The organism is Acetobacterium sp. (genome assembly GCF_039830195.1).
Taxonomy (GTDB): domain Bacteria; phylum Bacillota; class Clostridia; order Eubacteriales; family Eubacteriaceae; genus Acetobacterium.
Genome location: NZ_JBDODG010000037.1, coordinates 76,318 through 101,676, shown reverse-complemented (window position 1 = coordinate 101,676; position 25,359 = coordinate 76,318). Strand labels below are relative to the sequence as shown.

At 43.2% G+C, this 25,359-nt stretch carries 25 protein-coding genes; 20 read left to right on the top strand and 5 right to left on the bottom strand.

The window, feature by feature from the left end:
- Nucleotides 1-2 precede the first annotated feature (2 nt).
- Nucleotides 3-1,175, top strand: a complete 1,173-nt coding sequence (locus ABGU93_RS12105; protein ID WP_347413702.1) for an acetylornithine transaminase — start codon at nt 3-5, stop codon at nt 1,173-1,175.
- A 290-nt stretch (nt 1,176-1,465) separates the two neighbouring features.
- Here the strand turns inward: ABGU93_RS12105 and ABGU93_RS12100 are convergent, their stop codons facing one another.
- Both ABGU93_RS12100 and ABGU93_RS12095 read right to left on the bottom strand, forming a co-directional pair.
- Nucleotides 1,466-2,944 carry an ATP-binding protein gene (locus ABGU93_RS12100; RefSeq protein WP_347413701.1) on the bottom strand — a complete coding sequence of 493 codons (1,479 nt, stop codon included), beginning with the start codon at nt 2,942-2,944 and terminating at the stop codon, nt 1,466-1,468.
- On the bottom strand, nt 2,931-3,608 hold the full coding sequence (locus tag ABGU93_RS12095; protein ID WP_347413700.1) for a response regulator transcription factor: 678 nt from the start codon (nt 3,606-3,608) through the stop codon (nt 2,931-2,933). The genes ABGU93_RS12100 and ABGU93_RS12095 overlap by 14 nt, the downstream gene beginning before the upstream one ends.
- Before the next feature lie 122 nt (nt 3,609-3,730).
- Here ABGU93_RS12095 and ABGU93_RS12090 point away from each other — a divergent pair, with 122 nt between their 5' ends.
- The 19 genes from ABGU93_RS12090 (at nt 3,731) to galE (ending at nt 23,170) form a co-directional block, all read left to right on the top strand.
- Entirely contained in the window at nt 3,731-4,399 is a 669-nt protein-coding gene (locus tag ABGU93_RS12090; protein ID WP_026394376.1) for a response regulator transcription factor, read from the top strand.
- Between the two features lie 18 nt (nt 4,400-4,417).
- Complete coding sequence (locus ABGU93_RS12085; RefSeq protein ID WP_347413699.1) at nt 4,418-5,713, top strand: ATP-binding protein; 1,296 nt, start codon at nt 4,418-4,420, stop codon at nt 5,711-5,713.
- 156 nt (nt 5,714-5,869) lie between these two features.
- Complete coding sequence (gene trmL / locus ABGU93_RS12080) at nt 5,870-6,334, top strand: tRNA (uridine(34)/cytosine(34)/5-carboxymethylaminomethyluridine(34)-2'-O)-methyltransferase TrmL (protein ID WP_347413698.1); 465 nt, start codon at nt 5,870-5,872, stop codon at nt 6,332-6,334.
- Nucleotides 6,335-6,435: 101 nt separating this feature from the next.
- Complete coding sequence (locus ABGU93_RS12075; RefSeq protein ID WP_347413697.1) at nt 6,436-7,536, top strand: lysylphosphatidylglycerol synthase transmembrane domain-containing protein; 1,101 nt, start codon at nt 6,436-6,438, stop codon at nt 7,534-7,536.
- A 27-nt stretch (nt 7,537-7,563) separates the two neighbouring features.
- Nucleotides 7,564-8,406 (top strand): fumarate hydratase, encoded by an 843-nt coding sequence (locus ABGU93_RS12070; protein WP_347413696.1) that lies wholly within the window; start codon nt 7,564-7,566, stop codon nt 8,404-8,406.
- A 1-nt stretch (nt 8,407) separates the two neighbouring features.
- Nucleotides 8,408-8,971, top strand: coding sequence for a Fe-S-containing hydro-lyase (locus ABGU93_RS12065; RefSeq protein WP_347413695.1), 564 nt, complete (start codon nt 8,408-8,410; stop codon nt 8,969-8,971).
- Between the two features lie 11 nt (nt 8,972-8,982).
- Nucleotides 8,983-10,239 (top strand): aminotransferase class I/II-fold pyridoxal phosphate-dependent enzyme, encoded by a 1,257-nt coding sequence (locus ABGU93_RS12060; protein ID WP_347413694.1) that lies wholly within the window; start codon nt 8,983-8,985, stop codon nt 10,237-10,239.
- Between the two features lie 92 nt (nt 10,240-10,331).
- Entirely contained in the window at nt 10,332-11,345 is a 1,014-nt protein-coding gene (locus tag ABGU93_RS12055; protein WP_347413693.1) for a LacI family DNA-binding transcriptional regulator, read from the top strand.
- Nucleotides 11,346-11,356: 11 nt separating this feature from the next.
- The gene (locus ABGU93_RS12050; RefSeq protein ID WP_347413692.1) at nt 11,357-12,343 is read left to right on the top strand and encodes a lipoate--protein ligase; all 987 of its coding nucleotides are present in this window, start codon (nt 11,357-11,359) and stop codon (nt 12,341-12,343) included.
- A gap of 92 nt (nt 12,344-12,435) precedes the next feature.
- Nucleotides 12,436-13,602: a TraB/GumN family protein gene (locus ABGU93_RS12045; RefSeq protein WP_347413691.1), complete on the top strand. Its 1,167-nt coding sequence runs from the start codon at nt 12,436-12,438 to the stop codon at nt 13,600-13,602.
- Nucleotides 13,603-13,720: 118 nt separating this feature from the next.
- On the top strand, nt 13,721-14,551 hold the full coding sequence (locus ABGU93_RS12040; RefSeq protein WP_347413690.1) for a transporter substrate-binding domain-containing protein: 831 nt from the start codon (nt 13,721-13,723) through the stop codon (nt 14,549-14,551).
- Between the two features lie 274 nt (nt 14,552-14,825).
- Nucleotides 14,826-15,530: an amino acid ABC transporter permease gene (locus ABGU93_RS12035; RefSeq protein WP_347413689.1), complete on the top strand. Its 705-nt coding sequence runs from the start codon at nt 14,826-14,828 to the stop codon at nt 15,528-15,530.
- A 10-nt stretch (nt 15,531-15,540) separates the two neighbouring features.
- A complete protein-coding gene (locus ABGU93_RS12030; RefSeq protein WP_347413688.1) occupies nt 15,541-16,299 on the top strand; it encodes an amino acid ABC transporter ATP-binding protein in 759 nt (252 codons plus the stop codon).
- 98 nt (nt 16,300-16,397) lie between these two features.
- Nucleotides 16,398-17,249 (top strand): histidinol-phosphatase HisJ, encoded by an 852-nt coding sequence (hisJ, locus tag ABGU93_RS12025; protein WP_347413687.1) that lies wholly within the window; start codon nt 16,398-16,400, stop codon nt 17,247-17,249.
- 1 nt (nt 17,250) lies between these two features.
- The gene (locus ABGU93_RS12020) at nt 17,251-17,829 is read left to right on the top strand and encodes a helix-hairpin-helix domain-containing protein (protein ID WP_347413686.1); all 579 of its coding nucleotides are present in this window, start codon (nt 17,251-17,253) and stop codon (nt 17,827-17,829) included.
- A gap of 123 nt (nt 17,830-17,952) precedes the next feature.
- Complete coding sequence (locus tag ABGU93_RS12015; RefSeq protein WP_347413685.1) at nt 17,953-18,591, top strand: helix-turn-helix transcriptional regulator; 639 nt, start codon at nt 17,953-17,955, stop codon at nt 18,589-18,591.
- A 12-nt stretch (nt 18,592-18,603) separates the two neighbouring features.
- On the top strand, nt 18,604-19,407 hold the full coding sequence (locus ABGU93_RS12010; RefSeq protein ID WP_347413684.1) for a pyruvate, water dikinase regulatory protein: 804 nt from the start codon (nt 18,604-18,606) through the stop codon (nt 19,405-19,407).
- Between the two features lie 5 nt (nt 19,408-19,412).
- Complete coding sequence (gene ppdK / locus ABGU93_RS12005) at nt 19,413-22,058, top strand: pyruvate, phosphate dikinase (RefSeq protein ID WP_347413683.1); 2,646 nt, start codon at nt 19,413-19,415, stop codon at nt 22,056-22,058.
- A 101-nt stretch (nt 22,059-22,159) separates the two neighbouring features.
- Nucleotides 22,160-23,170, top strand: coding sequence for a UDP-glucose 4-epimerase GalE (gene galE / locus ABGU93_RS12000; protein WP_347413682.1), 1,011 nt, complete (start codon nt 22,160-22,162; stop codon nt 23,168-23,170).
- Nucleotides 23,171-23,231: 61 nt separating this feature from the next.
- On the opposite strand, the gene ABGU93_RS11995 is transcribed toward galE, so the two are convergent.
- From ABGU93_RS11995 to ABGU93_RS11985, 3 genes are read right to left on the bottom strand one after another with little or no spacing between them, the layout of a single operon-like run.
- The gene (locus tag ABGU93_RS11995; protein WP_026394395.1) at nt 23,232-23,528 is read right to left on the bottom strand and encodes a metalloregulator ArsR/SmtB family transcription factor; all 297 of its coding nucleotides are present in this window, start codon (nt 23,526-23,528) and stop codon (nt 23,232-23,234) included.
- Nucleotides 23,529-23,544: 16 nt separating this feature from the next.
- Entirely contained in the window at nt 23,545-23,772 is a 228-nt protein-coding gene (locus ABGU93_RS11990; RefSeq protein ID WP_347413711.1) for a rhodanese-like domain-containing protein, read from the bottom strand.
- Between the two features lie 35 nt (nt 23,773-23,807).
- The gene (locus tag ABGU93_RS11985) at nt 23,808-25,184 is read right to left on the bottom strand and encodes an FAD-dependent oxidoreductase (RefSeq protein ID WP_347413681.1); all 1,377 of its coding nucleotides are present in this window, start codon (nt 25,182-25,184) and stop codon (nt 23,808-23,810) included.
- Nucleotides 25,185-25,359: the final 175 nt, after the last annotated feature.

Here is a 25,359-nt window from a genome sequence, read left to right as displayed (position 1 = left end):
ATATGGATTTAATAACACGAGGAAACAAGGTGATCATGGAAACCTATAAGCGTTTTCCATTGGTTTTTGATAAGGGTCAGGGCTGTGTGCTGACGGATAATAATGGCAAAGAATATCTGGATTTTGTGGCCGGGATCGCTGTTGATGCCCTGGGTCATTCGCACCCGGGGCTGCTGACAGCGATGCAGGCACAGATGGAAAAACTGGTGCATATTTCCAATCTTTACTGGTCGGAACCGGGGATTGAACTGGCTGAAATGCTGACCAAAGCCAGCGGACTGGACAAGGTTTTCTTTTGCAACAGCGGGGCAGAAGCCTGTGAAGCGGCATTGAAACTGTGCCGGGTTTACGGCAAGCTCAAGAAAAATAAGGAAGCAGTGGAAATCATTGCCATGGAACAGTCCTTCCATGGCCGAACCTATGCCGCGATTACCGCCACCGGTCAGCCCAAATACCAGGAAAACCTGGAACCGCTGATGCCGGAAATCTCACATGTGCCTTACAATGATATCGACGCCCTAAAGGCTCAGATCAGCCCCAAAACTTGTGGGATCATTTTAGAACCGATTCAGGGCGAAGGGGGAATATACCCTGCCGATCCGGAGTATTTAAAAGAAGTCCGGAAAATCTGTGATGAACAAAACATCGTCCTGATTTTTGACGAGGTGCAAACGGGCATCGGACGTTCGGGAAAACTGTTTGCCTATCAGCAATACGGAGTGGTCCCGGATGTGGTGACGATGGCTAAAGGCTTAGGGGGCGGGGTCCCCATCGGCGGTATTATTGCCAAAGATCATGTGGCCGAAGTCTTTACACCGGGAACCCATGCTTCCACCTTTGGCGGCAATCCATTTGTGACAGCCACCGCCAAATATGTCATTGAAACCCTGACCACACCGGGATTTTTCGAAGCGGTGGTGGAAAAAGGTGATTATCTGAAAAGCAAACTGGAGGCCTTGAAAAAAGACCATCCTGCCATTAAAGAGGTTCGCGGCATGGGATTGATTGTGGGTGTTCAGATTGATGCCGATCTGGGTGCCATCGTCGCTAAGGCGATGGAAAAAGGCTTGCTGCTGATCACTGCCGGTAGCAACGCCATTCGTTTTGTCCCACCCCTGGTCGTTTCCAAAGCAGAAATTGATCAGGCGGTTCAGATTTTTTCTGAATGTTTATAAGTAGTTGAGTGGGGTGTATAGGATCGCCCCTTCAGACTGTCAAAAAAGATAAAGCAGTACCGACAATTGTTACATCATGTTGTACGCATCGGAGCGGACACGGCATCGCCTGTCCGATTTCCGCGCAGGCAACGAGCCAATCACAAGCTTGCTTGTAGTTGGCGACTGCCCGCGACTAATGCGAAAGGAGCAAAGCGGATTTCGTATTGGCCGCGGCGAACAACAGATTAACAATTGGTCGGTACGGCAGTTTATCGACAACCTCGTGGGGCGATTAAATCGCCCCTTTTTTAATGTTTTTTTAGAAAGATCGAAGCTTTGGTGCCCTTGTTTAATTCACTGGTAATGACCAGTTTGCCGCGATGAATGCTGATGATGCTGTCAATAATCGATAAACCCAGGCCGGAACCGCCGGTTGATCGTGAACGATCGCTATTGATGCGGTAAAAACGTTCTTTAATTTTTTCAAGCTCCGCAGAGGGAATCCCGCAGCCGCTATCGTTGACCGCGATTTCATTCATTTTTTTATGGTCACCCCGACAGCTCAGGGTGATGGTTCCGCCAACCGGAGTGTATTTGCGGCTATTGTCCAGCAAACCCCGAATAGCCTGAATGAGCAGGCCTTCATTACCCCGGACAAAGGCATGGTCACAGGACTCCATGATGTATTGATGGTCGGGATCAATCATTTGACACTGATAAAAAATCTTTTCCAGTAGCATCGAAACATCCAGAATGACAAAATCTTCATCAAAATAATTATTTTCAATGCGCGTAATCAATAGTAAATCTTCAACCATCTTATTCATACCCTGAATTTCATCCCGAATGGCATCAATCGATTCATCCCGAAGCTGGGGGTCGTTTTTACCCCAATCCGATAAAATGTCGATATAGCCCTGAATGACTGTCAAGGGAATCCTCAGCTCGTGGGAGGCATCAGAAACAAAGCGTTTCTGGTTATTAAAAGCCGACTCCAGTTTCTTAATCATCTGGTTCAGAGAGATGATCAGCTGATCCAGCTCATCCTTGTTGCCGGTTTCTTCGATCCGTATATTGAGATTGTTTTCAGTGATGTTCTTGGCAGTTTCCGAAATTTCAATCAGCGGTTTCAAGGTTTGTTTGGTCCCGTAAATACCGATCAGAATAATTGCAATCATTCCCAGAATACTGATGGCGATCATCAGGACAAACAAGGTGGTCATAAACACGTAACTGTCATTGAGGTTTTTGATAATCTGGAGATAAATGATATCGCCGTCCTCCAGTACGTAGTAAGATCCCAGATAATAGTATTCGATCTGGTTGTAGCGCAGCGAGTTGACTGAGATCATCTGATCATTATCGTCATTAAAGCTGAACTCGAACAAATGAAAATTGTATTTTTCCAGATTTTCAGCAACCAGCAGATCAGTCAGAATTTCCGAGGACTGATAAATATTGCCCTGGTTATCTTTCAGCTGATAGGCAATCAGGGAATTATCCTTGACATAGGGGTACAGCTTATCAGAAATGAATTCCAGTCGCTGGTCCGCTGGTAAACTGAGCAGGGTGGCCATGTTTTCATCCAGGGTATTGATGACATAATTATTAAACCGGATCATCGTCGATTTGCTTTCGTTTAAAATAAGCTGTTGCGAAAAAAAGAACACCATTAAGAATGACAGTGTTAGAACTGCGGTGAGGGCCAGAATAAAAAAGAAAACGATCCGGTGATATATTTTCAGCGGCTTTTTGCGACCGGGGATATTCAGCTTATCGAACCACATAGCCCCGCCCCCGAACGGTCTGGATCAGCTTTTCATCAAAATCCAGGTCGATTTTGTCGCGGAGATATTTAATATAAACATCGACAATATTATCTCCGCCGTCATAATCAAAGCCCCAGACCTTGGTGAGGATCTGTTCCCGGGACTGAACCAGATCATGATTGAGAACCAAATAATAAAACAGATCAAATTCGGTCCGGGATAAGTTTATTTCCCGGGACTGGCGTTTAACGCTGAAGGAGTCCAGATCGATCTCAATGTCCTTAAAAACCAGATGGGTGTTTTGTGCTGTCTCCGGTGTGTTTTTTCGGATATTGGCCTTGATCCGGGCCAGCAGCTCGTCAAAATTAAAAGGCTTGGTCACATAATCATCGGCGCCCAATTCAAAACCGGTTACCACATCACTGGTATCGTCCTTAGCGGTCAGCAAGATAATCGGCAGATGATGATTCTGGGCCTTGATATATTTGAGAACATCATAACCGGAAACCTCCGGCAGCATAATATCAAGTAAAATCAGATCTACGGCAGGGTTTTGATGATAGGCTTCAATCCCTTCCCGACCGGTAAAAGCCTTAACCGTCTCAAAGCCCGCATGCTTAAGCTGCAGCTCAATGATCCGGGATATTTTCTTATCATCTTCAATAATGAGTATTTCTTTCATGAGGAACCTCCAAATTACTAAAATAATACCATATTTTCCAGGTTTTATATAGCTTTAAGATTTCGGCTCTATAATTAGATGTTGCTTATAATCAAAATTCAAAATATGGAAGGAGTCGCTTTATGCGTATACTATTTGTAGAAGACGAAAAAAAAATAACCGATGCACTCCAGGAATTATGTAAAATACAAAACATCGATTGTGACATTGCCAACGATGGGGAGGAAGGTCTGTTATTTGCACTGAACCCCATTTATGATGTCATTGTTTTAGATATTATGCTGCCGATCAAAAGCGGGATTGAAATTCTGCAGCAGATCCGCGACCAGGGTATCAACACCCCGGTGCTGATGCTGACAGCAAAGGGTACCATCGACGATAAAGTAAAAGGCCTGGATTTGGGAGCCGATGACTATTTGATCAAGCCATTTTCGGCCAAAGAACTGTTTGCCCGGATTCGCGCTCTGGGACGTCGTCCTGACCATGGAATCAAGGGTGAAACGATTGTTTTCGAAGACGTCAGTTTCAATACTAAAAAGAACATTCTGCAAACCGAAAACAAGGAATTTAAGCTGTCAGTCAAGGAGGCAAAGATTCTGGAAATGCTGTTAAAACGGCCTAATCAGGTGTTCACTCGCGAACAGATTCTGGATCGGGTGTGGGGCTTTGATAAAGAAGTTAATGAGAATAATATTGAAATCTACGTTCATAACCTGCGTAAAAAAATTGTCGATACCCAGGTTAAAATTGATACCATCCGAGGGGTAGGTTATACGCTTGGAAAAAAATAAGTTGGAGAGTTAAGGCTCATGTTTAAAGAAATCAAGCGCAAGATTACCATGTTCAATACCTTGATCCTGGTTATTTTCATGTTTATGTTTATCTTTCTCCTGGGTTTTTTAGTGAACTGGAGTCTCACTCTTTCCGGTGAAATGTATTTGACGACGGTGGCCAAGGAAATCATTTCAAACAACGGACAAACCACCTCCCAACCCATCAATTCAGGGGACTCGGTTCATGATAAATTCGGTTATCAATTTATTATGTGGGACAGTAGCCGCGTTGTAAAATCGATGAAGGTGGAAGACCGCAATCTGATCATGATGGGTTACGAGTTGGCCATTAAGAAAAATGAGACGCCACAATTTAATATGCTGGTCTCAGAAAATGTCGAGTATCGGGTATATACGCTGCCATATTCCAATAATTCAAACGACTATGTGCTCCAGGTCTTTCAACAAATATCAACTGAACGATCGATTATTGCCTATGTTATTTCATTTTTATTCTTAATTGGTTTAGGTTCCATTGCGGTGCTAATTCCGATCTCATATTTTCTGGCCGGTAAATCGCTGCAGCCGATTAAAGAGACTTTTGAAGATCAGAAGAAATTTATTGCCAACGCTTCCCATGAGCTGCGAACCCCGCTAACGGTTATTCAAACCAATGTTGAGGTGCTGAAACTCAAAGAAGATGAACAGATCAAGGATAATATGAAGTGGCTGAACAACATCGCCAGTGAAGGGGAAACCATGGCAAAACTCATTTCTGAGTTATTGCTGCTGGCCCAGGCTGAAAATCAGCGGCTGGCCATTGATAAGGAAGTTTTTGACCTATCCTCGATGTGTCAGCAAATGGTCGAGTTGATGACTGAGCTGGCCAATGAAAAAGAAATTGAGCTCAGCGAGAACATTTCACCCGGGATCCAATATCGGGGCGATGAAGAACGACTTAAACAGGCGGTCCGAATTTTAGTAGACAATGCCATAAAATATACGCCAATGGGTGGAAAAGTTCAATTATGTCTGGTCCAGGGAAAACGACACCTGGTTATCGAGGTTAAAGATACCGGAATCGGTCTCACCGAAGAAGAAAAAGCAAAAGTCTTCAGTCGCTTTTATCGGGTCGACGATGCCAGAAACCGGGAAACCGGCGGTGTCGGTCTGGGCTTGAATATTGCTGACTACATCGTAAAAAAACATAATGGCAAAATCAAGATTGACTCCATTCCCAACAAGGGGAGCACTTTTTCGATTGTTTTACCCAAAAGTAATCAAAAGCCGGATTCAAAGAAAAACAATATTAAAGGGGATACCCTTCAATAAATGATTAATAAACATAACCAGTAATAAAAGTTCAATTTCTTTGTAGGTGTTAAGAAAGTCCCGGACATCCGGGGCTTTCTTAAAAAAAGAAAGAAATTGGGCTTTTTTTCGATTATAATAGAATTAACAAATAACTGATAATGAAAAGGAATAAACATGAATATTGTACTATATCAACCAGAAATACCCCAAAATACTGGCAACATTGCCAGAACCTGTGCATTGACAGAGACGAATCTGCATCTGATAAAACCGCTGGGTTTTTCATTGGACGAAAAACACTTGAAGCGGGCCGGCCTGGATTATTGGGAGCTTGTTAATGTGAGCGTCTATGATTCATTTGATCAGTTCCTGGAAAAGAATCCGGAGGCTAAACTCTATATTCTAACAACCAAAGCTACCAAGTTTTATCACCAGATCGACTATGATCAGGACGCATTTCTGATGTTTGGAAAAGAAACCGCCGGGATTCCCTCAGAAATTCATGAAACCCATCCGGATAACCGGTTTCGCATCCCGATGAGAAATCATGAAAAGGCCCGTTCACTGAACCTTTCAAATGCTGTCAACATTGTCTTATACGAAGCGTTGCGACAACACGAATTTCAGGGATTGATTTAGCATGAAAATTCATGAAAATTTCATGAAAATAGCTGAAAATTACATTACTTTACCATAACAGTGTGTTATAATTAATTCAATTGAAATTAGGATGGTACACAATGGATCAAGCAGGTAGAAAAGAAAAGTTTTGGAAAACAAAATTTTGGAAAAAATACTCGAGCTATTTGTTCTTTATTTTTCTAATCAGCGCAACAACGATTGTTATTTTAACCCAAGTTGATCCGGAAACTTTTTTAAGAACAATTAAACAGGCCAATGGTTATTTTCTCCTTCTTGGGATTGGCTGTGTATTTGGCTATTGGGCAATGGAAGCTTATATGCTGTTGAAGCTGATGCGACGGGATAATCCCAGAGAGACCTTTCATTTTGCCTGGACCATGACAATGATCGGTCAGTACTATAATTTGATTACGCCCAGTGCCACCGGGGGTCAGCCCCTTCAGCTCTATGAAATGTCCAAAAAAAATTATAGCTTTGGTTCGGGTACGGCTGTGCTGGTTCAAAAATATGCATTATATCAAGTGACCGTTACATTTCTGGCTATCGTCGCCACAATTTTTAGTATTACCTCGCTGCACCAGAGTCTGGATGCGGCTAAATGGCTGATTGCGATTGGTTTAATTGTGAATATTGCCGGGGTTGTGTTGATATTTATTCTGGCCTTTAACGCCAATGCGGCAAAAGGAATTATGATGGCCTGCGTGGAGCTGTTGTTAAAGCTTCGTATTTTAAAAAATGCGGAGAAATATGTTGAAAAAGTCAATCACTTTATCAAAGAATACCAGATCGCCATTGATGCTTTAAAAGACCATAAAATGCAGACAGTAAAATTGTTTACCGTTTCCATTTTACAGATTCTGATATTTTATACGGTCAATTACTGTGTCTATCGTTCATTGGGTTTGAATGAGACTAATTACCTCACCATTATTTCGCTTCAGGCGATTCTCTATGTGGCGGTGGCCTTTGTCCCCACTCCGGGAGCAGCGGGGGGCGCAGAAGCCGGATTTTTACTATTGTTTGGGCCGATTTATGGCCCAGGCAATGCAGCGGTGGCAATGATCCTCTGGCGTCTGATCACCTTTTATTTCGTTATTCTCTTTGGCGGAATCTATCTTTCCATTCACTCCATCAGAGTTGGAAAAGATAAAGCGAAACAAATTGAGGAAGAGTGTGATGACCAAGTAGATAACCTGTAGAAAGACATTAAAAATAAGGAGAGTGCAGTGAAGAAAATTGGAATTCAGCAGATTATCGAACATGTTGCAGAAATGTGTATCGAAGCCAATACATTTTTATCAGCAGACATGATGGAAGGACTGCGTCGGGCAAAGGGGTCAGAGGAATCGGAAAATGGCAAAGAGATTCTTGAAACCATGCTCTGTAATTTTGAAATAGCTAAAAATAAGAACATCCCCATTTGTCAGGATACTGGTATGGTTGTAATGTTTGTGTCTTTCGGACAGGATCTGATCATTGAAGGGGGAAGTCTTGAAGAGGCACTCCAGGCCGGGGTTGCCAAAGGATATCAGGAAGGCTATCTGCGGAAATCGGTCGTTGCCGACCCTTTTATTCGGACAAATACGAGGAACAATACCCCGGCAGTGATTCATTATCAGGTGGTACCCGGTGATGGTTTAAAAATAAAGCTGATGCCTAAAGGTTTTGGCAGCGAAAACACCAGCGCTCTGAAAATGCTGAAACCATCAGATGGTATGGCCGGCGTTAAAGAGTTCGTACTCCAGACGGTGGAAGCCGGCAGTCCCAATGCCTGCGCACCGATTGTGGTCGGAGTCGGGGTCGGTGGCACCATGGAAAAAGCTGCCATTATGGCAAAGGAAGCCCTAAGCCGGCCATTAGGGAAACATAATCCACTGGAACATATCGAAGCCCTGGAAGATTACCTTTTAGAAGCCAGCAATGCCCTGGGCATTGGTCCAATGGGACTTGGCGGAGTCAACACGGTGCTTGGTGTCAATGTGGAAGTCTTTCCGACCCACATAGCAGGGTTGCCGGTGGCGGTTAATATAACCTGCTATGTGAATCGACATGTGGAAAGGGAATTATAAAATGGCTGTTGTTGAGATTAAAACACCGTTAGTTAAAAAGACCAGAAAGAAATTAAGAGCCGGAGACCATGTGCGGATTTCCGGGATCATTTACACAGCCCGGGATGCGGCGCACAAGCGGATGATGGAAGCGCTGGAAAAGGGACAGGCTTTACCGATGGATTTTACCGATGAAATTATTTATTATGTGGGTCCCTGTCCGGCGAAACCCGGGGAAATTATTGGCTCAGCCGGACCAACCACCAGCGGCCGGATGGATATCTATACCCCGGAGCTATTGGAGCGCGGGCTGGGCGGGATGATCGGCAAGGGCAATCGCAGCGAGCGGGTTATCAATAGTATGATGAGCAATGACGCGGTTTATTTTGCCTGTGTCGGTGGCGCCGGGGCGCTATTGCAGGACTGTATCAAATCAGTTGAAATTATCGCTTACGAAGATCTGGGAACCGAAGCGATCCGCAAAATTGAAGTCGAAAATTTTCCAGCGATTGTCGTCATTGACACCCTGGGGAACAATTTATATGAAACTGAAAGAAAAAAATTTACAAATAAACTATGGATTTAGTGGGAGGAAAGATGAAAAAAGCGGAAATGGTTATTGAAACGTCGTTAAGAGAGGGCGGTACTGACCCGATCTTCAGAATTGCCGGAGAAGCGGCAAACCGTACCAAAGAATTGGGTCCGGAGGCCGTTATTAATTCAACCATCGGAGCCCTGATGGATGACAATGGCGAATTGGTGACATTCAAATCAGTCTATGATACCTTGAAAGGCCTGCCGAATAATCTGATTGCTGATTACTCAGGCCTGGCTGGTCAGCCGGATTTCTTAGAAAAAATTACAGAAGCTTGTTTCAAAGACTGTAAACCGGAAGGTCATATCCGGGCGGTGGCAACCCCAGGTGGAACCGGTGCGGTGCGCCATTCTTTTTGTAACTATACCCAGCTGGGTGATACCATTTTACTGACCGACTGGTATTGGGCAGCCTATGCCACTATTGCCGATGAAAATCACCGAAAGATCACAACCTTCCCACTTTATAATGAAAAGGGTGGATTCAATTTAGAAGGCTGGAAAAAAAGCATGCTGGAACTGCTGGAAAAACAGCAACGGGTTTTAACCGTTCTCAATACCCCAGCTCATAACCCTACTGGCTATACCATTTCGTTAGCAGAATGGGAAGCGATTAAGACCTTTGTAACAGAAACGGCCAAAGCCCAGCCTGAGTCTAAGATTATTCTGCTGGTAGATCTGGCCTACATCGATTTTGCCGGAGAAGGGGATGAAGCCCGTCAGTTTATGAAAATGCTGACCGGGATGCCCCATAATGTATTGACCCTTTATGCATTTAGTTGTTCAAAAGGTTATACCATGTATGGACTGAGAAATGGCGCTATTCTTTGTGTAGCACCTACCGAAGAAATTGCCAGTGAGTTTGCCAATGCCTGTACCTATTCAAACCGCGGTAACTGGTCAAACGGCACTCGGGGAGCGATGGAAACCATCACCAAAATTTTCAGTAATGATGAATTGTATAACCAGGCGATGGCTGAACAGAGCTTCTACAAAAGCATCTTAAGACGCCGGGCTGCCGCCTTTGTGGAAGAGGCCCAAAAGATCGGCCTGGAAATGGTTACCTATTGCGACGGATTCTTTATCAGTATCCCCTGTGATAAACCAAAAGAAGTCAGCAGCCATTTAATGGAAAAAAACACATTTGTGGTCGCATTGGGAAAAGGTCTTCGCTTTGCACCCTGCGCCGTATCAGAAGAAAAATGCCGCCGTTCGCCCCAGCTAATCCTGGATGCTATCAAAGAGGTGGAAGGCTGTTAATAATCGGCCTAGAAATAAGTGATTGCGGATTAAAAGTTGCTGAGGGCAGCTTCGCAATCACCTATTGTTTATGAAATTTGAAAGGTAAAGAGATGAGAGTAAAAATAGTAGATGTTGCCAGAGAAGCAAACGTTTCCGTAGCAACAGTATCCCGAGTTGTCAATAATATTCCGTTAGTAAACGAAGAGACAAAGGAACGGGTATTGGAAGCGATTAAAAAGACCGGCTACAAACCCAATGCCATTGCCAGAAGTCTAAAAATCCAAAAAACCAATACCATGGGGATTATGATCCCAGATATTACCAATCCCTATTATACCGAGATTGTCCGTGGTGCTGAAGATGTTTGTGGCATCTATCATTACAACATTATTTTGAGTAATACGGATTTTGATCCGGAAAAAGAAAAAAAATCGTTAAATGTCCTAGTCGAAAAACAATGTGATGGCATCATCTATGTCGGCAAAGATCTCAGCGCTGAAATGCAGGCCGAACTGATCGATGCTCCGAGCGAAGTCGTTTTGGGCTGTATTCCTGATGACAGCGGATTTCTTAGCGGCGTTTTGATTAATAATGAAGCAGCAGCCTATGAATTGGCGATGGAGCTGATAAAATTAGGCCATAAAAAATTTATGCTGTTTTTCGATGAATTGGAAGAAGGTTATATTTATCAGGAAAGAAAAAATGGTTTTATCAAGGCCTTCGAAGAAAACAACATTGAATTTGATGACAGTCGCATCCTGAGAGAAAAGCTGAGCCTCTCCGGCGGCTACACGATGATGCAGGAAGCCATTAATTCAGGGGTTGATTTCACCTGTGTCTTCTGTTTTAACGACCAGACTGCTCTGGGGGCGATTCGCTGCGCCGAAGAGATGGGCAAGAAAATTCCTGAAGACATCAGTATCTGCGGCTTTAATAATTTCTGGATTGCCGAATGGACCAGACCACAGATTACGACGGTTGCCCAACCGATGTATGACATCGGAGCCATTGCAATGCGGATGCTGATCAAACTATGCGAAAAAGACGGCGACCGAACCGTGAAAAATGTTTATGTACCGCACGAGGTTCATATTCGCGGTTCGGTAACAGAAATCAAGAAATAGCTGGGCTTTTCATGAAATACATCGATTGGAAAGAAACCGATCCACAGATAAATCTGGCCTTTGAAGAGTATGTGTTTAATCAAATGGATAAAAGCGAGAGTTATTTTCTGTTGTGGCAGAATGATAATGCCGTCATTGTCGGAAAACACCAGAATACCATTGAGGAAATCAACCAGGAGTACGTCAGGGAAAATGACATCAAGGTGGTCCGCCGGCTTTCTGGGGGTGGGGCAGTTTACCATGATTTGGGAAACCTGAACTTCACTTTTATTGTCAATGAGGACGGACAGGAACAATTTGATTTCCAGACCTTTACCCGACCCCTGGTGGAAGCTCTTAAAACACTTGGCGTCAATGCGGAATTCAACAGCCGTAATGATATTGCCATCGATGGAAAAAAGTTTTCCGGCAACTCCCAGTATGCAAAAAGGGGACGGATTCTTCACCACGGTACGATCCTGTTCAATTCAAATCTGGCTACCATCCAGAGTGCTTTAAAAGTTAAAAAAGATAAGATTGAATCCAAGGGGATCAAATCGGTTAAAAGTCGGGTCACCAACATTGCTGACTATCTGAATGAAGGGTATACTCTGGATGATTTTAAAACGGCGTTGCTGAAAGCGATGTTTGAAAATGATAATTTAGAAAAGATCACGCTTTTAGACGAAGAAATCCAGGCCATCGAACAATTGAAAGCAGAAAAATATGCAACCTGGGATTGGAATTACGGAAAATCGCCGCAATATAATCTGAGAAAAGAGAGAAAGTGTGACTTCGGCCTGATCACGGTCCTGCTTCAGGTTGTCAAGGGCGAAATCAAAGAGATACATTTTTATGGTGATTATTTTGGAAATGGGGACATTCAGGATCTGGAAGCCCTGTTTATTGGGGTAAAGCCAGTCGAAGAAGATTTGTCGGAAGTTTTGAAAAATATTGAACTGACCGATTATATTAATGGACTGGATTCAAAGACACTGATTGATTTAATTTTATATTAAACTCAGCATTAGGATAACTGGTCAGCTTGATTGATTTTGGATCATACTGCGTTGACCAGTTTTTTCTGTTGGGCCTGAAGAAAGGAAGTTCATTGGAATCAAATATTACACGGCTTAATTATAATGACAAAGAAATAATCTTAATCGGTACGGCTCATGTTTCCAAAAACAGTGTAGATGAAGTGCGAGATACTATAGAAAGAGAGCGGCCGGATTCCATCTGCATCGAACTGGACAAGCAGCGGTACGAGGCAATTAACCAGAAAGACAAATGGTCCAACACTGACCTTGTTCAAATCATCAAAAGTAAACGAGCTGGTTTTATGTTTATCAACATTCTGCTGTCTAACTATCAGCGAAAGCTGGCCGAACAGTTCGGGATCGAATCCGGTCAGGAAATGATGGAGGGGATCGTCTGTGCCAAAGAGTATGGAGCGGAGTTGGTCTTGGCCGATCGCAGCATCCAGATTACTTTCAACCGGATCTGGCGAGGTTGCAGTTTATGGGAAAAGGTCAAGGTTCTTTTTTCGATTGTGCTCAGCGTGGTGGACGATGAAGAAATTACCGAAGAAGATCTGGAAAACCTCAAATCCGATGATATGCTGACAGCCGCGCTTTCTGAGATGGGATCGGCTTTCAAAGGCGTCAAAAAGTATCTGGTCGATGAACGGGATCAATACCTGGCCTATAAAATAAAAAATGCCCCGGGAAATAAGGTTGTAGCCGTTCTTGGTGCCGCCCATGTGCCGGGGATCAAGGAAGAAATATACAAAGAACAGAATATTGCAGAGTTAGAGGTCGTTCCTCCTAAATCCAATGTCGGTAAGGTGATCGGCTGGATGATCCCGATCATTTTGCTGGCGTTGATCGTGGTGACCTTTATTGCAAACCCCAGCTCCGGTTGGGAGCAGGCAAAAACCTGGATCCTTTGGAATGGTGCCTTATCAGCGTTAGGAACCTTAATTGCCGGAGGACATGTAATCTCAGTGCTGACTGCATTTATTGCGGCGCCGATTACGTCGTTAAATCCGTTACTGGCGGCAGGTTGGTTTGCAGGCATGACCGAAGCTCATTTTCGGAAACCAAAGGTGGAAGATTTTGAATCGCTGCCCAAAGATCTCGGCAGCATTAAAGGGCTCTGGCGGAATAAGGTAACCAAGGTGTTAATGGTGGTGGTTTTCGCAAACTTGGGAAGCGTATTGGGAACCTGGTTGGGTGGACTTAATATCATCGGAATTTTCATCAATACTTTTTCATAAGAAGTGAATAAAGCTTCTCAAAGATCGTTTAAATATGCATCGGGTTTTAAAAAAACTTGTTAATGTTTACAAAATAATATATAATTAACAACATTAGGAATTTAGAAAGGAGAAGACTATGAAAAGAAAATTATTAGGTCTATCACTGGTTGTTTTACTGTTATCGGCACTTGTTCTGACAGGCTGTTCCACCGGAGGATCCAAAACATCGGAAGATGCTTTAGCGGATGGTGTATTAAGTATCGGCGTGGATGATACCTATCTGCCAATGGAATTCAGAGATGATCAAAATGAATTAGTTGGTTTTGATATTGACTTTGCCAATGCTTTAGCCGAAGAATTAGGAGTAAAGGTTGAATTTCAAACAGTTGCCTGGGATGGTATTTTCAATGGCTTGAATGCTAAACAATACGACGCTATCATTTCCAGCACCAGTATTACACCCGAACGTCTTGAAGGCTTCAGTATGAGTGATCCTTACGTTGCCAACGGGATTGTCATTGTTTCAAGAAAAGATGCAACACCAGTTAAAACTTTCAAAGAACTTGAAGGTAAAATTCTGGGTGCTCAAATTGAAACCACAGCTGATATTGCAGCAGAAAAATTAAAAGTTGATGAAGCGGTCAATGTCGAAATCAAAAAATTTGACGGTATGCTGGATGCGTTCGCAGCCCTTCAAGGCAAACAAATCGATAACGTGATTACCGACGTCGGCGTTGCAATGTACTATGTGGCCAAAAATCCTGATCTTTATGTTGTCAGCTCAGATGTCTTAACCAATGAACCAATCGGAATAACCTCACGCTTAGCTGACACTGCAACAACTGAAAAGTTTAACGAAGCCATCAAAGCTTTACAGGAAAGCGGTAAAATGACTGAGATTTCGATGAAATGGTTTGGCGAAGATATGACAAAAGATATCGACACCAAACTGGTTGTTATTGAATAGGATTGTCAACAACTAAATAAATCAATGGAATAGGACTTGGTACAGTTTCTGTGACAAGTCCTGTTCATCTGTTTATAGGGTAGAAATGAAACGGAGACGAGCTCCCCGCTAAACGCTCTGTATTCAAAAAAGGAATTACGCAGTGTGTTACTGTGCATCGTGAGCAAATGTTCGTGAGGGTTGTAGACAAAGTAATTAAGCTGTTAATGTCTTTTTCAGTGATTCGTACTTCAGTGTCACGGATGGTTGAAAAAGATTTTGTCTACAGTCTGACATGAGTCAGTGTTCAAATTTTTATGACGAAGGGAAGATCAACGTGTTAAATGAAACCCAATTATGGGCAATTTTTGATGGAACCATTGTAACTTTAGAGATTGCAATTGTCGCAATTATTTTTGGAGCAGTTTTCGGCGTAGTTGTTGCGCTGGGGAGACTCTCAAAGAATAAGGCAGCCAACGCACTATCCTGGTTTTATATCTGGTTTTTTAGAGGAACACCAATGTTGCTCCAATTATTTATTATTTATTATGCCATACCTATTATTTATCTGGACGCGACTGGGGCAACATTCACAGTTGACCCAATGATTGCTGCTTTTGTGGCCTTTTCTTTAAATGCCACCGCTTATCTGGCGGAGATTATTCGGGCGGCCATTGAATCTATCGATGGCGGTCAAATGGAAGCGTCAAAGGCTTTGGGGATGAGCTATCGCCAGGCGATGACAAAAATCATTATCCCCCAAACCTACAAACGGCTGGTAGCTCCACTGGGTAACGAGCTGATCATGCTGTTAAAGGATACGTCACTGGTATCCACAATTGCATTATTTGATTTATTGAGAACCACAAAAACAATGGCAAGCGCAACCGGGTCATGGATTTACTACATTTATGCAGCCGCCATTTATCTATTCTTAACAACCATTATTCAGGTAGTATTTGATATGATGGAAAAGAAACTTGGAATTTACGAAAGATAGGGAAATGAATATGAGTATGGTAAAATTAGTGAACGTCCGAAAATCTTTTGGCGATTTGGAAGTGCTCAAGGGTGTTAATCTTGAGGTTTCGCAAGGCGAAGTAGTCTGTATAATCGGTGCCAGCGGCTCAGGAAAAAGTACCATGTTGCGTTGTCTAAATCACCTGGAACGGATTTCAGACGGAGAAATATATATAGAAGACGTGCTTTCGGATAAACGCGCCAACAATAAAGATTTGATGAAGATTGATCCGGTAACGGTGCAATCTTTGTGTACCGAGTTGGGAATGGTTTTTCAGAACTTTAACCTGTTTCCACATCTGACGGTAATTGATAATGTGACCATTGCTCCGCTGATTGTAAAAAAAATCGATAAAAAAATAGCTGAAACCAGAGCCCTGGATCTGCTAAGTATGGTCGGTCTGTCTGAAAAGAAAGACGAGTATCCCTCCCGTTTATCTGGCGGTCAGCAACAGCGGGTGGCCATTGCCAGAGCCCTGGCTATGGACCCCAAAATCATGATGTTTGATGAACCGACATCGGCACTGGATCCTGAACTGGTTGGAGAAGTTCTGGCAACCATGCGGCAACTGGCTGAAAAAGGAATGACAATGCTCATTGTTACCCATGAAATTGGTTTTGCCCGGGAAGTGGCCGATCGGGTTATCTTTATGGATGGCGGTGTAATCTGTGAAGAAGGAACTCCCGAAGAAGTGCTGCTCAATCCTAAAGAAGAGCGAACCAAAAGCTTTCTCAATAAAATTTTATAAAGAACCTAAAAAATTGTCGTATCGGCAATTTTTTTTTATTTGCTTTACAATACATGTCATGATACAATCATCACATGCAAACTTTTGGAGGGATCAAAATGTTACTGGCAAATTATCATGTTCATTCAGATTATTGCGATGGCACCAATACCCTTGAAGAAATGGTGCAAGCCGGAATTGCCGCAGGGCTAACCAGTTTAGGTCTGTCAAGCCATTTCCCCCTGCCATTTCCCAATGACTGGACAATGAAGGAAGAAAATGTTGAGAGTTATCTGGACGACATCAACAATCTAAAAGAAAAGTATGCATCACAAATTGAACTTTACTGCGGCATGGAAATCGATTTTTTCATCGATCGTCAGGATATCAGTGATCTGGCCAAAGTTGTTTTACCCCGGCTGGACTACACCATTATGTCTATTCATACCCTAGGAAAAACAACAGGGGATGATGTTTCCTATATTGACGAATCGCAACAGGATTTTGAACAGGGCATCAAAAAATATTATCGGGAAGACAAACAGGCATTTTTTAAGGATTATTATGAGAGCCTTGAAAAGATGGTGAAGATCTTTGAACCTGATATTTTGGGGCACATTGATTTAATCAAAAAATACAATCAAAACAATTACTTTTTTAATGAAAATGATAGCTGGTATCAAGAATTGGTGCGAAACTGTTTGGACGGTGTCGCCGCAACAAAGACGCGGATGGAAATTAATACTGGTGCAAATATGCGGGTTCCCGGAGTGGGACGTTACCCTTCTGATTGGATAATACCGGAAATGAAAAAAAGAAATATACCCATCACAATCGGCGGCGACAGCCATTCGATTGCGGGAATTATCTACGAATTTAACCAGGCAGAAGTATATTTAGAACAATGTGGCTATCAAGAATATTGGATGCTTAAAAAAGGCCGATGGGAAGCACAGCCTCTGGGAGTGTAGAATGGATAAGCTCGATCGCAATAAAATCCTCTACATTCTCATCGTGCTTGTTTTTTTGGGCGTTTTTTGGGGTTGGTATCATTTTAAAGAAAACTATGATGCGACAATCCGTGTTACCGATTCCGCCACTGTAAATAAAACCGATGGCGAAGACAACCAAGCGGTTCAGAATGATATGATGGTGCATATCACCGGTGCAGTCAATCAGCCTGGGGTCGTTTCACTAAATCAAGATGCCCGGCTGATCGAAGCCATTGAAATGGTGGGTGGCCTGACTGCAGCTGCTGATGTCGAGTCCCTGAATCTGGCCAGAAAATTACAGGATGAGGAGAAAATTCATATTCCCGCTATTGGCGAAGTTTCCAAAACGACGACAGCCGGTGAGAGTACTAAAGTAAATCTCAATACTGCCAGCCTGGAAGAACTGAAAAAACTGCCCGGGGTTGGTGATGTCATTGCTCAGGGGATCATTGATTACCGGGAAAAGAATGGCGGATTCAGACAATTGGACGAATTAAAGAATGTCACACGGATTGGTGATAAAATATTTGACGCTTTATCTGAGTCAATAACCATATGAAAATGGTTACATACAAACATAATGATAAAAAATTATCAGTAGCGTTTAAAAAATCATTTTATATGTTTACAATAAAATGATATGTGTTATACTTAATAAATCAAACAGTCAAAGGGGTTGGAGATGGAGTTAACAAATAGACAAAAAGAAATAATCGAGATTGTTAAAGAAAAGCAACCCGTAAAAAGCAACGAAATTTCGGAGCAGCTTAATATCAATCGGGCGACAATTCGCCCTGATCTTAAAATACTGACCATGATGGGTATTTTAGAAGCAAAACGAAAAGTCGGTTATTATTATACGGGGCGTTCATTGTTGCATATTTTGGGAAGTTATATCAAAACCATTAATGTCATGGACATTCAAACGGAGCCAACAGTCGTTGAGGAAACATCATCCATCTACGACGGGATTATTACCATGTTTACCAAAAATGCCGGAACATTGTATGTGGTTGACGGGAAATATCTTTCCGGGATTGTGTCCCGAAAGGATTTTATAAAAGCCATGATTGGAAGAAAAGAGGTAGAGTCGCTACCGATTCCGATGATTATGACCCGAATGCCCAATATTATCTACCTGGACCCAACTGAATCCGTATATGATGCGGCTTATAAAACGATGTTTTATGAGGTCGAATCGCTGCCCATCGTGACTAAAGAAATTGATGAAAAGGGCGCTTCGCGGTTAGTCCTGATTGGCAAGGTCTCACGAACAAATATTACCCGCTATGTGGTTAACATGGGGAAAAGTGTTGAATAATGAGGTTGAAACTTGAAGAGCATAGTAATTTTTGTCGTTTCTGATACGCCCACCGAAATCGGTGAACTGCTGGTAAAAGCAGGGACCAGCGTATTTGAAAACTCCATCAGGGAAGTTCGGTTTCATCCATTTGTTGATGATAAACTGAGCATTGATTACCTGTTGGATTTGGCAAAACAGGAAAATGGATTGGTCGTGTATCGTTTTGCATCAATCGAACTAAAGCACCATATGGAAACAGAAGCCAAAATTAAGGGTGTTCCCATTTACGATGTTATGGGGTCGCTGATGGAGACGCTGAGAAGTATAACTGGTGAAGAACCGGTCAGAAACCGATCATCAAGTTTGGAGCTGGATGACCATTATGTGAAAAAAATCGAAGCCATCGAATTTGCTGTAAAATACGATGATGGTAAAAATACATCTGACCTCAATCAGGCGGATATTATTTTAATTGGGGTGTCAAGAACATCCAAAACACCGATCAGCATTTATCTGGCCAACAATAATTATAAGGTGGCCAATATACCGTTAATGCCGGAGGTTGAACCACCAAAGGAGTTATTTGAGATTTCTAACAATAAAATATTTGGGCTGATCCTGGATCCCGGCCATCTGGTCAATATCCGCTCAGAAAGAATCCGGGCCATGGGTCTCACCGGAACATCAAACTATGGAAGTTACGAAAGAGTCATGTTGGAGTTAGAAAAAGCACAACAGCTTTTCGATAAATTGGGATGTACTGTCATTGACGTCACATCAAAAGCAATTGAAGAAATTGCAGCGATAATACTTGCAAATATAATGAGGAGGTAGAGGAAATGTCAAAAAAATGGGTTTATTTGTTTAAAGAAGGTAATGCAAACATGAAGGAGCTGCTGGGGGGAAAGGGTGCAAACCTTGCGGAAATGACAAACATCGGTTTGCCAGTTCCAGGAGGCTTTACCGTTACCACCGAGGCCTGTACTGAATACTACAACCAGGATAAAAAACTTTCCGATGAAATTGTGGGCCAGATTAATGAATACATGAGTGTTCTGGAAAAAGAATGTGAAAAAGAATTTGGCAATGCCGATAATCCTTTGCTGGTTTCAGTTCGTTCGGGAGCCAAGTTTTCGATGCCAGGAATGATGGATACCATCTTAAATCTCGGACTTAATGACGATACTGTAGCTGGAATTGCCAAAGCAACAGACAATGAGCGGTTTGCCTTTGACAGCTACCGCCGTTTTATTCAAATGTTCGGGGATGTTGTTCAGGAAATCGGCAAAGAAAAATTTGATCATGTTTTGGAAGCTGCTAAAGATAAAAATGGATACAAAGACGATACCGAATTGACCGCCGACGATCTCAAAGCGATTGTAGTAGCTTATAAAAAAATCGTCAAAGATGAAACCGGACAAGATTTCCCTCTGGATCCCAAAGAGCAATTATTGATGGCGATTGAAGCAGTATTCAGATCCTGGAATAACAACCGGGCCATCAGCTACCGAAATATGAATGATATCCCTCACGATATTGGCACCGCAGTCAATGTTCAGTCCATGGTTTACGGAAACATGGGTAATGATTGTGGCACGGGGGTAGCTTTTACCCGAAATCCTGCTACTGGACAGAAAAAACTTTTTGGTGAATTCCTGATCAATGCCCAGGGCGAAGATGTTGTAGCTGGAATTCGGACACCCAAGGATATTGATGAACTGAAAGATATTATGCCTGCAGTGTACAAACAATTCCATGAAACCGCGGAATTGTTGGAAAAGCATTATAAAGATATGCAGGATATCGAGTTTACCATAGAAAAAAGCAAACTCTTTATGTTGCAAACACGAACTGGCAAGCGAACGGCTGCCGCCGCTATCTGTGCCGCTGTGGAAATGGTAGAAGAAGGGCTGATCACAAAAGAAGAAGCCATTCTGCGACTGGATCCGATTGCCCTGGATCAATTGTTGCACCCGACCTTTGAAGCAGCCGCATTAAAAGCCGCTGAACTCCTGGCCACTGGTCTGCCGGCTTCACCAGGAGCAGCTACCGGTAAAATTTACTTTACCGCTGAAGCGGTTTGCACCGCTGTGGCTAATGGCGAAGAAACCCTGCTGGTTAGAAAAGAAACATCCCCAGAAGATATCGAAGGGATGTACGCCGCCAATGGGATTTTAACCGCCCGAGGTGGAATGACCTCCCATGCGGCGGTTGTTGCCCGGGGGATGGGGAAATGCTGCGTAGCCGGATGCGAAACCATCAAGGTAGATGAGGCCGCTAAACAATTCACCGTCGGTAATCAAGTATTCAAAGAAGGGGATTACATCTCCTTAAATGGAAGTACCGGTAGTGTTTACAAGGGCGGCATCAAAACCGTTACCCCTGAACTATCTGGACACTTTGGACAGATCATGGCCTGGTCGGATGAATTCAGAACCTTGAAAGTCCGGACCAATGCCGATACCCCCAAAGATGCCTCCGTTGCGGTCGGTTTTGGCGCAGAAGGCATCGGCCTCTGTCGTACTGAGCACATGTTCTTTGATGAATATCGTCTACCTAGTGTTCGTCGGATGATTTTATCGGAATCAAAAGAACAGCGGGAAAAAGCCCTGGCCGAAATTCTGCCAATGCAAAAAGAAGATTTTATCGGTATCTATAAAGCCATGGAAGGCCGACCGGTTACCGTTCGTTTGCTTGATCCGCCTCTCCATGAATTCCTACCCAAAGAAACTAAAGACATCGAGGCTTTGGCGGCTGATATGGGTTTTGCCGTGGAAGACATGATGACTATTATTCAGGGCTTGGAAGAATTCAACCCAATGCTGGGTCATCGTGGTTGTCGTCTGGCGATTACCTATCCGGAAATTGCTGAAATGCAAACCCGGGCGATAATGGAAGCGGCCATTGAAGTCAAAGAAAAATTTGGCTTTAATGTAATCCCCGAAATCATGATTCCCTTAATTGGTATTAACGAAGAGTTAACCTATCTGGACAAGGTAGTCAGAAATACCGCTGAAGTAATTAAGGCTGTGAAAAAGTCGGATATTGAATATCTGGTAGGAACGATGATGGAAATTCCCCGGGCTACCCTGATTGCTGATCAGATTGCTGAAACAGCTGAATTCTTCTCATTTGGAACCAATGACCTGACCCAAATGACCTATGGTTTTTCCCGGGATGATGCCGGTAAGTTTATTACTGACTATAAAGAAAAAGGTATTCTGCCAAATGACCCATTCCAGAGCATTGACGTCGAAGGCGTTGGTAAACTGGTTGAAATGGGCGTGACCCTGGGCCGGAAAACCAAGCCTGATCTTAAAATCGGGGTTTGCGGCGAACACGGCGGCGATCCTAAATCGATTTTCTTCTTCCACAGTGTGGGATTAAGTTATGTTTCCTGCTCACCATTCCGGGTGCCAATCGCCCGGCTGGCTGCAGCACAGGCTGCTTTAAGCAACAATAAAAGTGCCTTTAGCGACAAATAAACGATAAAGAAACCCTCCGGGGTTTCTTTTTTTTAGAAAAAGTTCTATAATAAAGAGAAATCAAAAAATACAACAATAAATAATAGAAATAGAGGAACACGATGAAAATTTTAGTATGTGGCGGCGCTGGATATATAGGATCACATGTGGTCAGTGTGCTGATGGAACAGGGCTATGAGGTGGTAGTACTGGATAACTTCTCAACCGGACATCCGGGAGCGGTGCCGAAAGAGGCAGTGATTGAAGAAGGCGATATCCGGGATCAGGCTTTTCTCAGCCAGGTCTTTAGAGCTCATCCGATTGACTGCGTCATGCATTTTTGCGCTAATTCCCTGGTGGGAGAGTCCATGGAGCAGCCGATCAAATATTATCATAATAATGTCTACGGCACCCTTTGTCTGTTGGAAGCGATGGTAACGCATGGCGTTCTGCGTTTTGTCTTTTCATCTACTGCAGCAGTATATGGAGAGCCGGAGGAAAGTCCGATTACGGAGAACAGCAGCAAAAATCCCACCAATACCTACGGTGAGACAAAACTGGCGGTCGAAAAAATGTTGCTGTGGATGGATCAGGCCCATGGCTTAAAATCGATGACCTTTCGTTATTTTAATGCCGCGGGGGCCCATCCCAGCGGAAAAATTGGGGAAGATCACAATCCCGAAACCCACTTGCTGCCGCTGATTTTAAAAACTGCTCTGGGACAGCGGGAAAAAATCAGCATTTTCGGCGAAGACTATCCCACCCCTGATGGCAGTTGTATCCGGGATTATATCCACGTCATGGACATCGCTGCTGCCCATATTTTAGGGATGGAAAAACTGTTGACCGGGGGCAAAAGCGATATTTATAATTTAGGAGACGGAAAAGGTTTTTCTGTCAAAGAAGTCATTGCCAAAACAAAAATACTGACCGAAAAAGAGTTTACAGTTGAAATCACTGCCAGAAGAGCCGGAGATCCGGCCGAACTGATTGCCTCATCCCAAAAAGCCCGGCAGGAATTGGGCTGGACTCCAGCCAATTCAGATTTAGACAATATCATAAAAACAGCCTGGAAATGGCATCAAAACCACCCCCAGGGTTACGGTGAAAAAATTGTTAAGCATGTAGAATAGTCAACAGATTAATAATTGATCGCTATAATTAGTATTCAGAGCGGTTAAAGATAAAAAACGGTTAGAATTCCAGGGTGCTGAAATATTCGGCTGCGGTGAGATCCATAGCAGCGAGGAGTTTTTCAATGCCCTTTAATTTTACCGAATAGTGCATTTCCACACCGATTTTCCGATTTTCGAGAATACCGGCTTCCCGGAGTATTTTAAGGTGTTGGGAAAGGTTGGCCTGGCTGTAATCAAATAACTGATTCAGGACGCATACACACTGGGGTTCAATTAAAAGAAATTTTACGATTTGTAAGCGAACCGGATGTCCCAACGCTTTGAAGATTTTTACTGAAACATCATCAGCATTCATAATAGCCTCTTTTCTGTTAATCTTCCTGAGTGGCATCATAAAACTGAAAGCCCCCCGAGAGATTAAATACGTTTTTAAAGTCGTGGTTAAGTAAGATGTTCTGGGTTGCATTACCGGTGACACCCTTATTGCAATAAGTAATCACTGGCCTGGTCTGATCGAGCAGCGCCAGTTTGCTACGCAGATCCTGATGGGGAATGTTTTGCGCTTTCGGCAGATGGCCGGCAGCATATTGTTCAGTAATCCGAGTATCAATGATTTGATAGGGTTCCCCATTATTCAGTTTTTTTTTAAGTCCGCGGCGGTGATCAGCTTCCGTCCTTTGTTCAGGGCGTTGTCCAAAATCATCCCGGTATAGTGAACCGGATCCTTGGTAGTTGAAAATGGTGGGGCATAACTTAAATCCAGATTAAAGAATTCAGCCACGGTGGCGCCATAGGTAATCAGGGTGACAAAGACATCCAGTCGCTTATCGACCCCTTCAAAACCGATGATCTGAACCCCTAAAAGTTTTTGGGTGGCCCGGTCAGCGATGGCTTTAATCAGCATCTCCCGACCGCCATAATAGCCCGGCTTATCGGGTTTGATATTATGTGATATCTCGATATCGTAACCTTCCTTACGGGCTTCCGATTCCGATAAACCGGTGCTACCAATACTGATATCAAATACCTTAAAAATACCGGTGCTCAAATTGCCCGGGTAAAACACATCGCCGCCGGTAATATTATCACCACAGATGCGACCGGTTTTATTCGCGGTCGAGCCCAGCGGCCGGTAATGGGGTTTTTTAGTAACCGTTGACCAGGTTTCAATGCAGTCGCCGCAGGCATAGACATCGGTATCGATGGTCATCATCCGTTCATCAACCCGAATAGCTCCGGTGACACCCAACAATAAGCCGGCTTCCTGGGCCAGGGTCACATTGGGTTTAACGCCGGTGGCCACTATGATCATTTCGCCGGGAACCAGGGTGCCATCTTCCAGCACGACACCCTGGCTGGTGGCTTCAACTACATTGGCATTTTTCAGGATGGGAATTTCTTTTTTACTCAATAATTTTTCAAGGTATAAAGACATATCTTCGTCAAGATTGGGAGTCAGCTTACCGGCCCGTTCAACCAGCGTCACCTTAATACCACATTCGATCAGATTTTCCATCACTTCAAAGCCAATAAAGCCGGTTCCGACAATTACAGCGGTTTTAGGTTGATGACTGTTCATAAAGGTTTTGATTTTCAAGGCATTCTGAACATTTCTGAGGAAAAACACATTCTCCAAATCAATGCCCTTTATCGGTGGGACAAAAGCCTGGGCGCCGGTACTGATTATCAATTTGTCATAGCGATCTTCGAATACGGCTTCGGTTTCCAGATTTTTAACCACAACCGTTTTTTCGGAGATGTTTATTTTTAAGACCTCATGGCGGATATGAACATCAATATTGTATTTGGATTTAAAAAATTCGGGAGTTCGGGGGGTCAATTCCATGATCGATGCGACTTTGCCACCAATAAAATAAGGAAGGCCACATCCGGAATAAGAAATGTCCTGATCTTTTTCATAGATAATAATTTCGGCCGAATCATCATTTCGCCGGGCTTTGGCTGCTGCCGATGTTCCGCCGGCAACGGCTCCTATGACAATAATTTTCATGGTTTTCTCCTTATTTTCAAATCAAATTCTATATTGCAAGATTCACAAAAAAATAATATTATCTACATTATAATCAATCAATGATTCAAAAGCAATGATGATTTAGGGAATATGACGGTGAATCACAGTAAGAAAACCGGTATCAAGGGTAAATTGTGGCTTTCATGGTAGCAGC

Bases quoted from the DNA above. Each gene is read 5' to 3' on its own strand.
- ppdK (WP_347413683.1), top strand. From the start codon at position 19,413: ATGTCAAAAAAATGGGTTTATTTGTTTAAAGAAGGTAATGCAAACATG.
- ABGU93_RS12055 (WP_347413693.1), top strand. From the start codon at position 10,332: ATGAGAGTAAAAATAGTAGATGTTGCCAGAGAAGCAAACGTTTCCGTA.
- ABGU93_RS12105 (WP_347413702.1), top strand. From the start codon at position 3: ATGGATTTAATAACACGAGGAAACAAGGTGATCATGGAAACCTATAAG.
- ABGU93_RS12090 (WP_026394376.1), top strand. From the start codon at position 3,731: ATGCGTATACTATTTGTAGAAGACGAAAAAAAAATAACCGATGCACTC.
- ABGU93_RS12020 (WP_347413686.1), top strand. From the start codon at position 17,251: ATGGATAAGCTCGATCGCAATAAAATCCTCTACATTCTCATCGTGCTT.
- ABGU93_RS12100 (WP_347413701.1), bottom strand. From the start codon at position 2,944: ATGTGGTTCGATAAGCTGAATATCCCCGGTCGCAAAAAGCCGCTGAAA.
- ABGU93_RS12075 (WP_347413697.1), top strand. From the start codon at position 6,436: ATGGATCAAGCAGGTAGAAAAGAAAAGTTTTGGAAAACAAAATTTTGG.
- ABGU93_RS12040 (WP_347413690.1), top strand. From the start codon at position 13,721: ATGAAAAGAAAATTATTAGGTCTATCACTGGTTGTTTTACTGTTATCG.
- ABGU93_RS12095 (WP_347413700.1), bottom strand. From the start codon at position 3,608: ATGAAAGAAATACTCATTATTGAAGATGATAAGAAAATATCCCGGATC.
- trmL (WP_347413698.1), top strand. From the start codon at position 5,870: ATGAATATTGTACTATATCAACCAGAAATACCCCAAAATACTGGCAAC.
- hisJ (WP_347413687.1), top strand. From the start codon at position 16,398: ATGTTACTGGCAAATTATCATGTTCATTCAGATTATTGCGATGGCACC.
- ABGU93_RS12050 (WP_347413692.1), top strand. From the start codon at position 11,357: ATGAAATACATCGATTGGAAAGAAACCGATCCACAGATAAATCTGGCC.
- ABGU93_RS12060 (WP_347413694.1), top strand. From the start codon at position 8,983: ATGAAAAAAGCGGAAATGGTTATTGAAACGTCGTTAAGAGAGGGCGGT.
- ABGU93_RS12065 (WP_347413695.1), top strand. From the start codon at position 8,408: ATGGCTGTTGTTGAGATTAAAACACCGTTAGTTAAAAAGACCAGAAAG.
- ABGU93_RS12085 (WP_347413699.1), top strand. From the start codon at position 4,418: ATGTTTAAAGAAATCAAGCGCAAGATTACCATGTTCAATACCTTGATC.
- ABGU93_RS12035 (WP_347413689.1), top strand. From the start codon at position 14,826: ATGAGTCAGTGTTCAAATTTTTATGACGAAGGGAAGATCAACGTGTTA.
- galE (WP_347413682.1), top strand. From the start codon at position 22,160: ATGAAAATTTTAGTATGTGGCGGCGCTGGATATATAGGATCACATGTG.
- ABGU93_RS11995 (WP_026394395.1), bottom strand. From the start codon at position 23,528: ATGAATGCTGATGATGTTTCAGTAAAAATCTTCAAAGCGTTGGGACAT.
- ABGU93_RS11985 (WP_347413681.1), bottom strand. From the start codon at position 25,184: ATGAAAATTATTGTCATAGGAGCCGTTGCCGGCGGAACATCGGCAGCA.
- ABGU93_RS12015 (WP_347413685.1), top strand. From the start codon at position 17,953: ATGGAGTTAACAAATAGACAAAAAGAAATAATCGAGATTGTTAAAGAA.
- ABGU93_RS12030 (WP_347413688.1), top strand. From the start codon at position 15,541: ATGAGTATGGTAAAATTAGTGAACGTCCGAAAATCTTTTGGCGATTTG.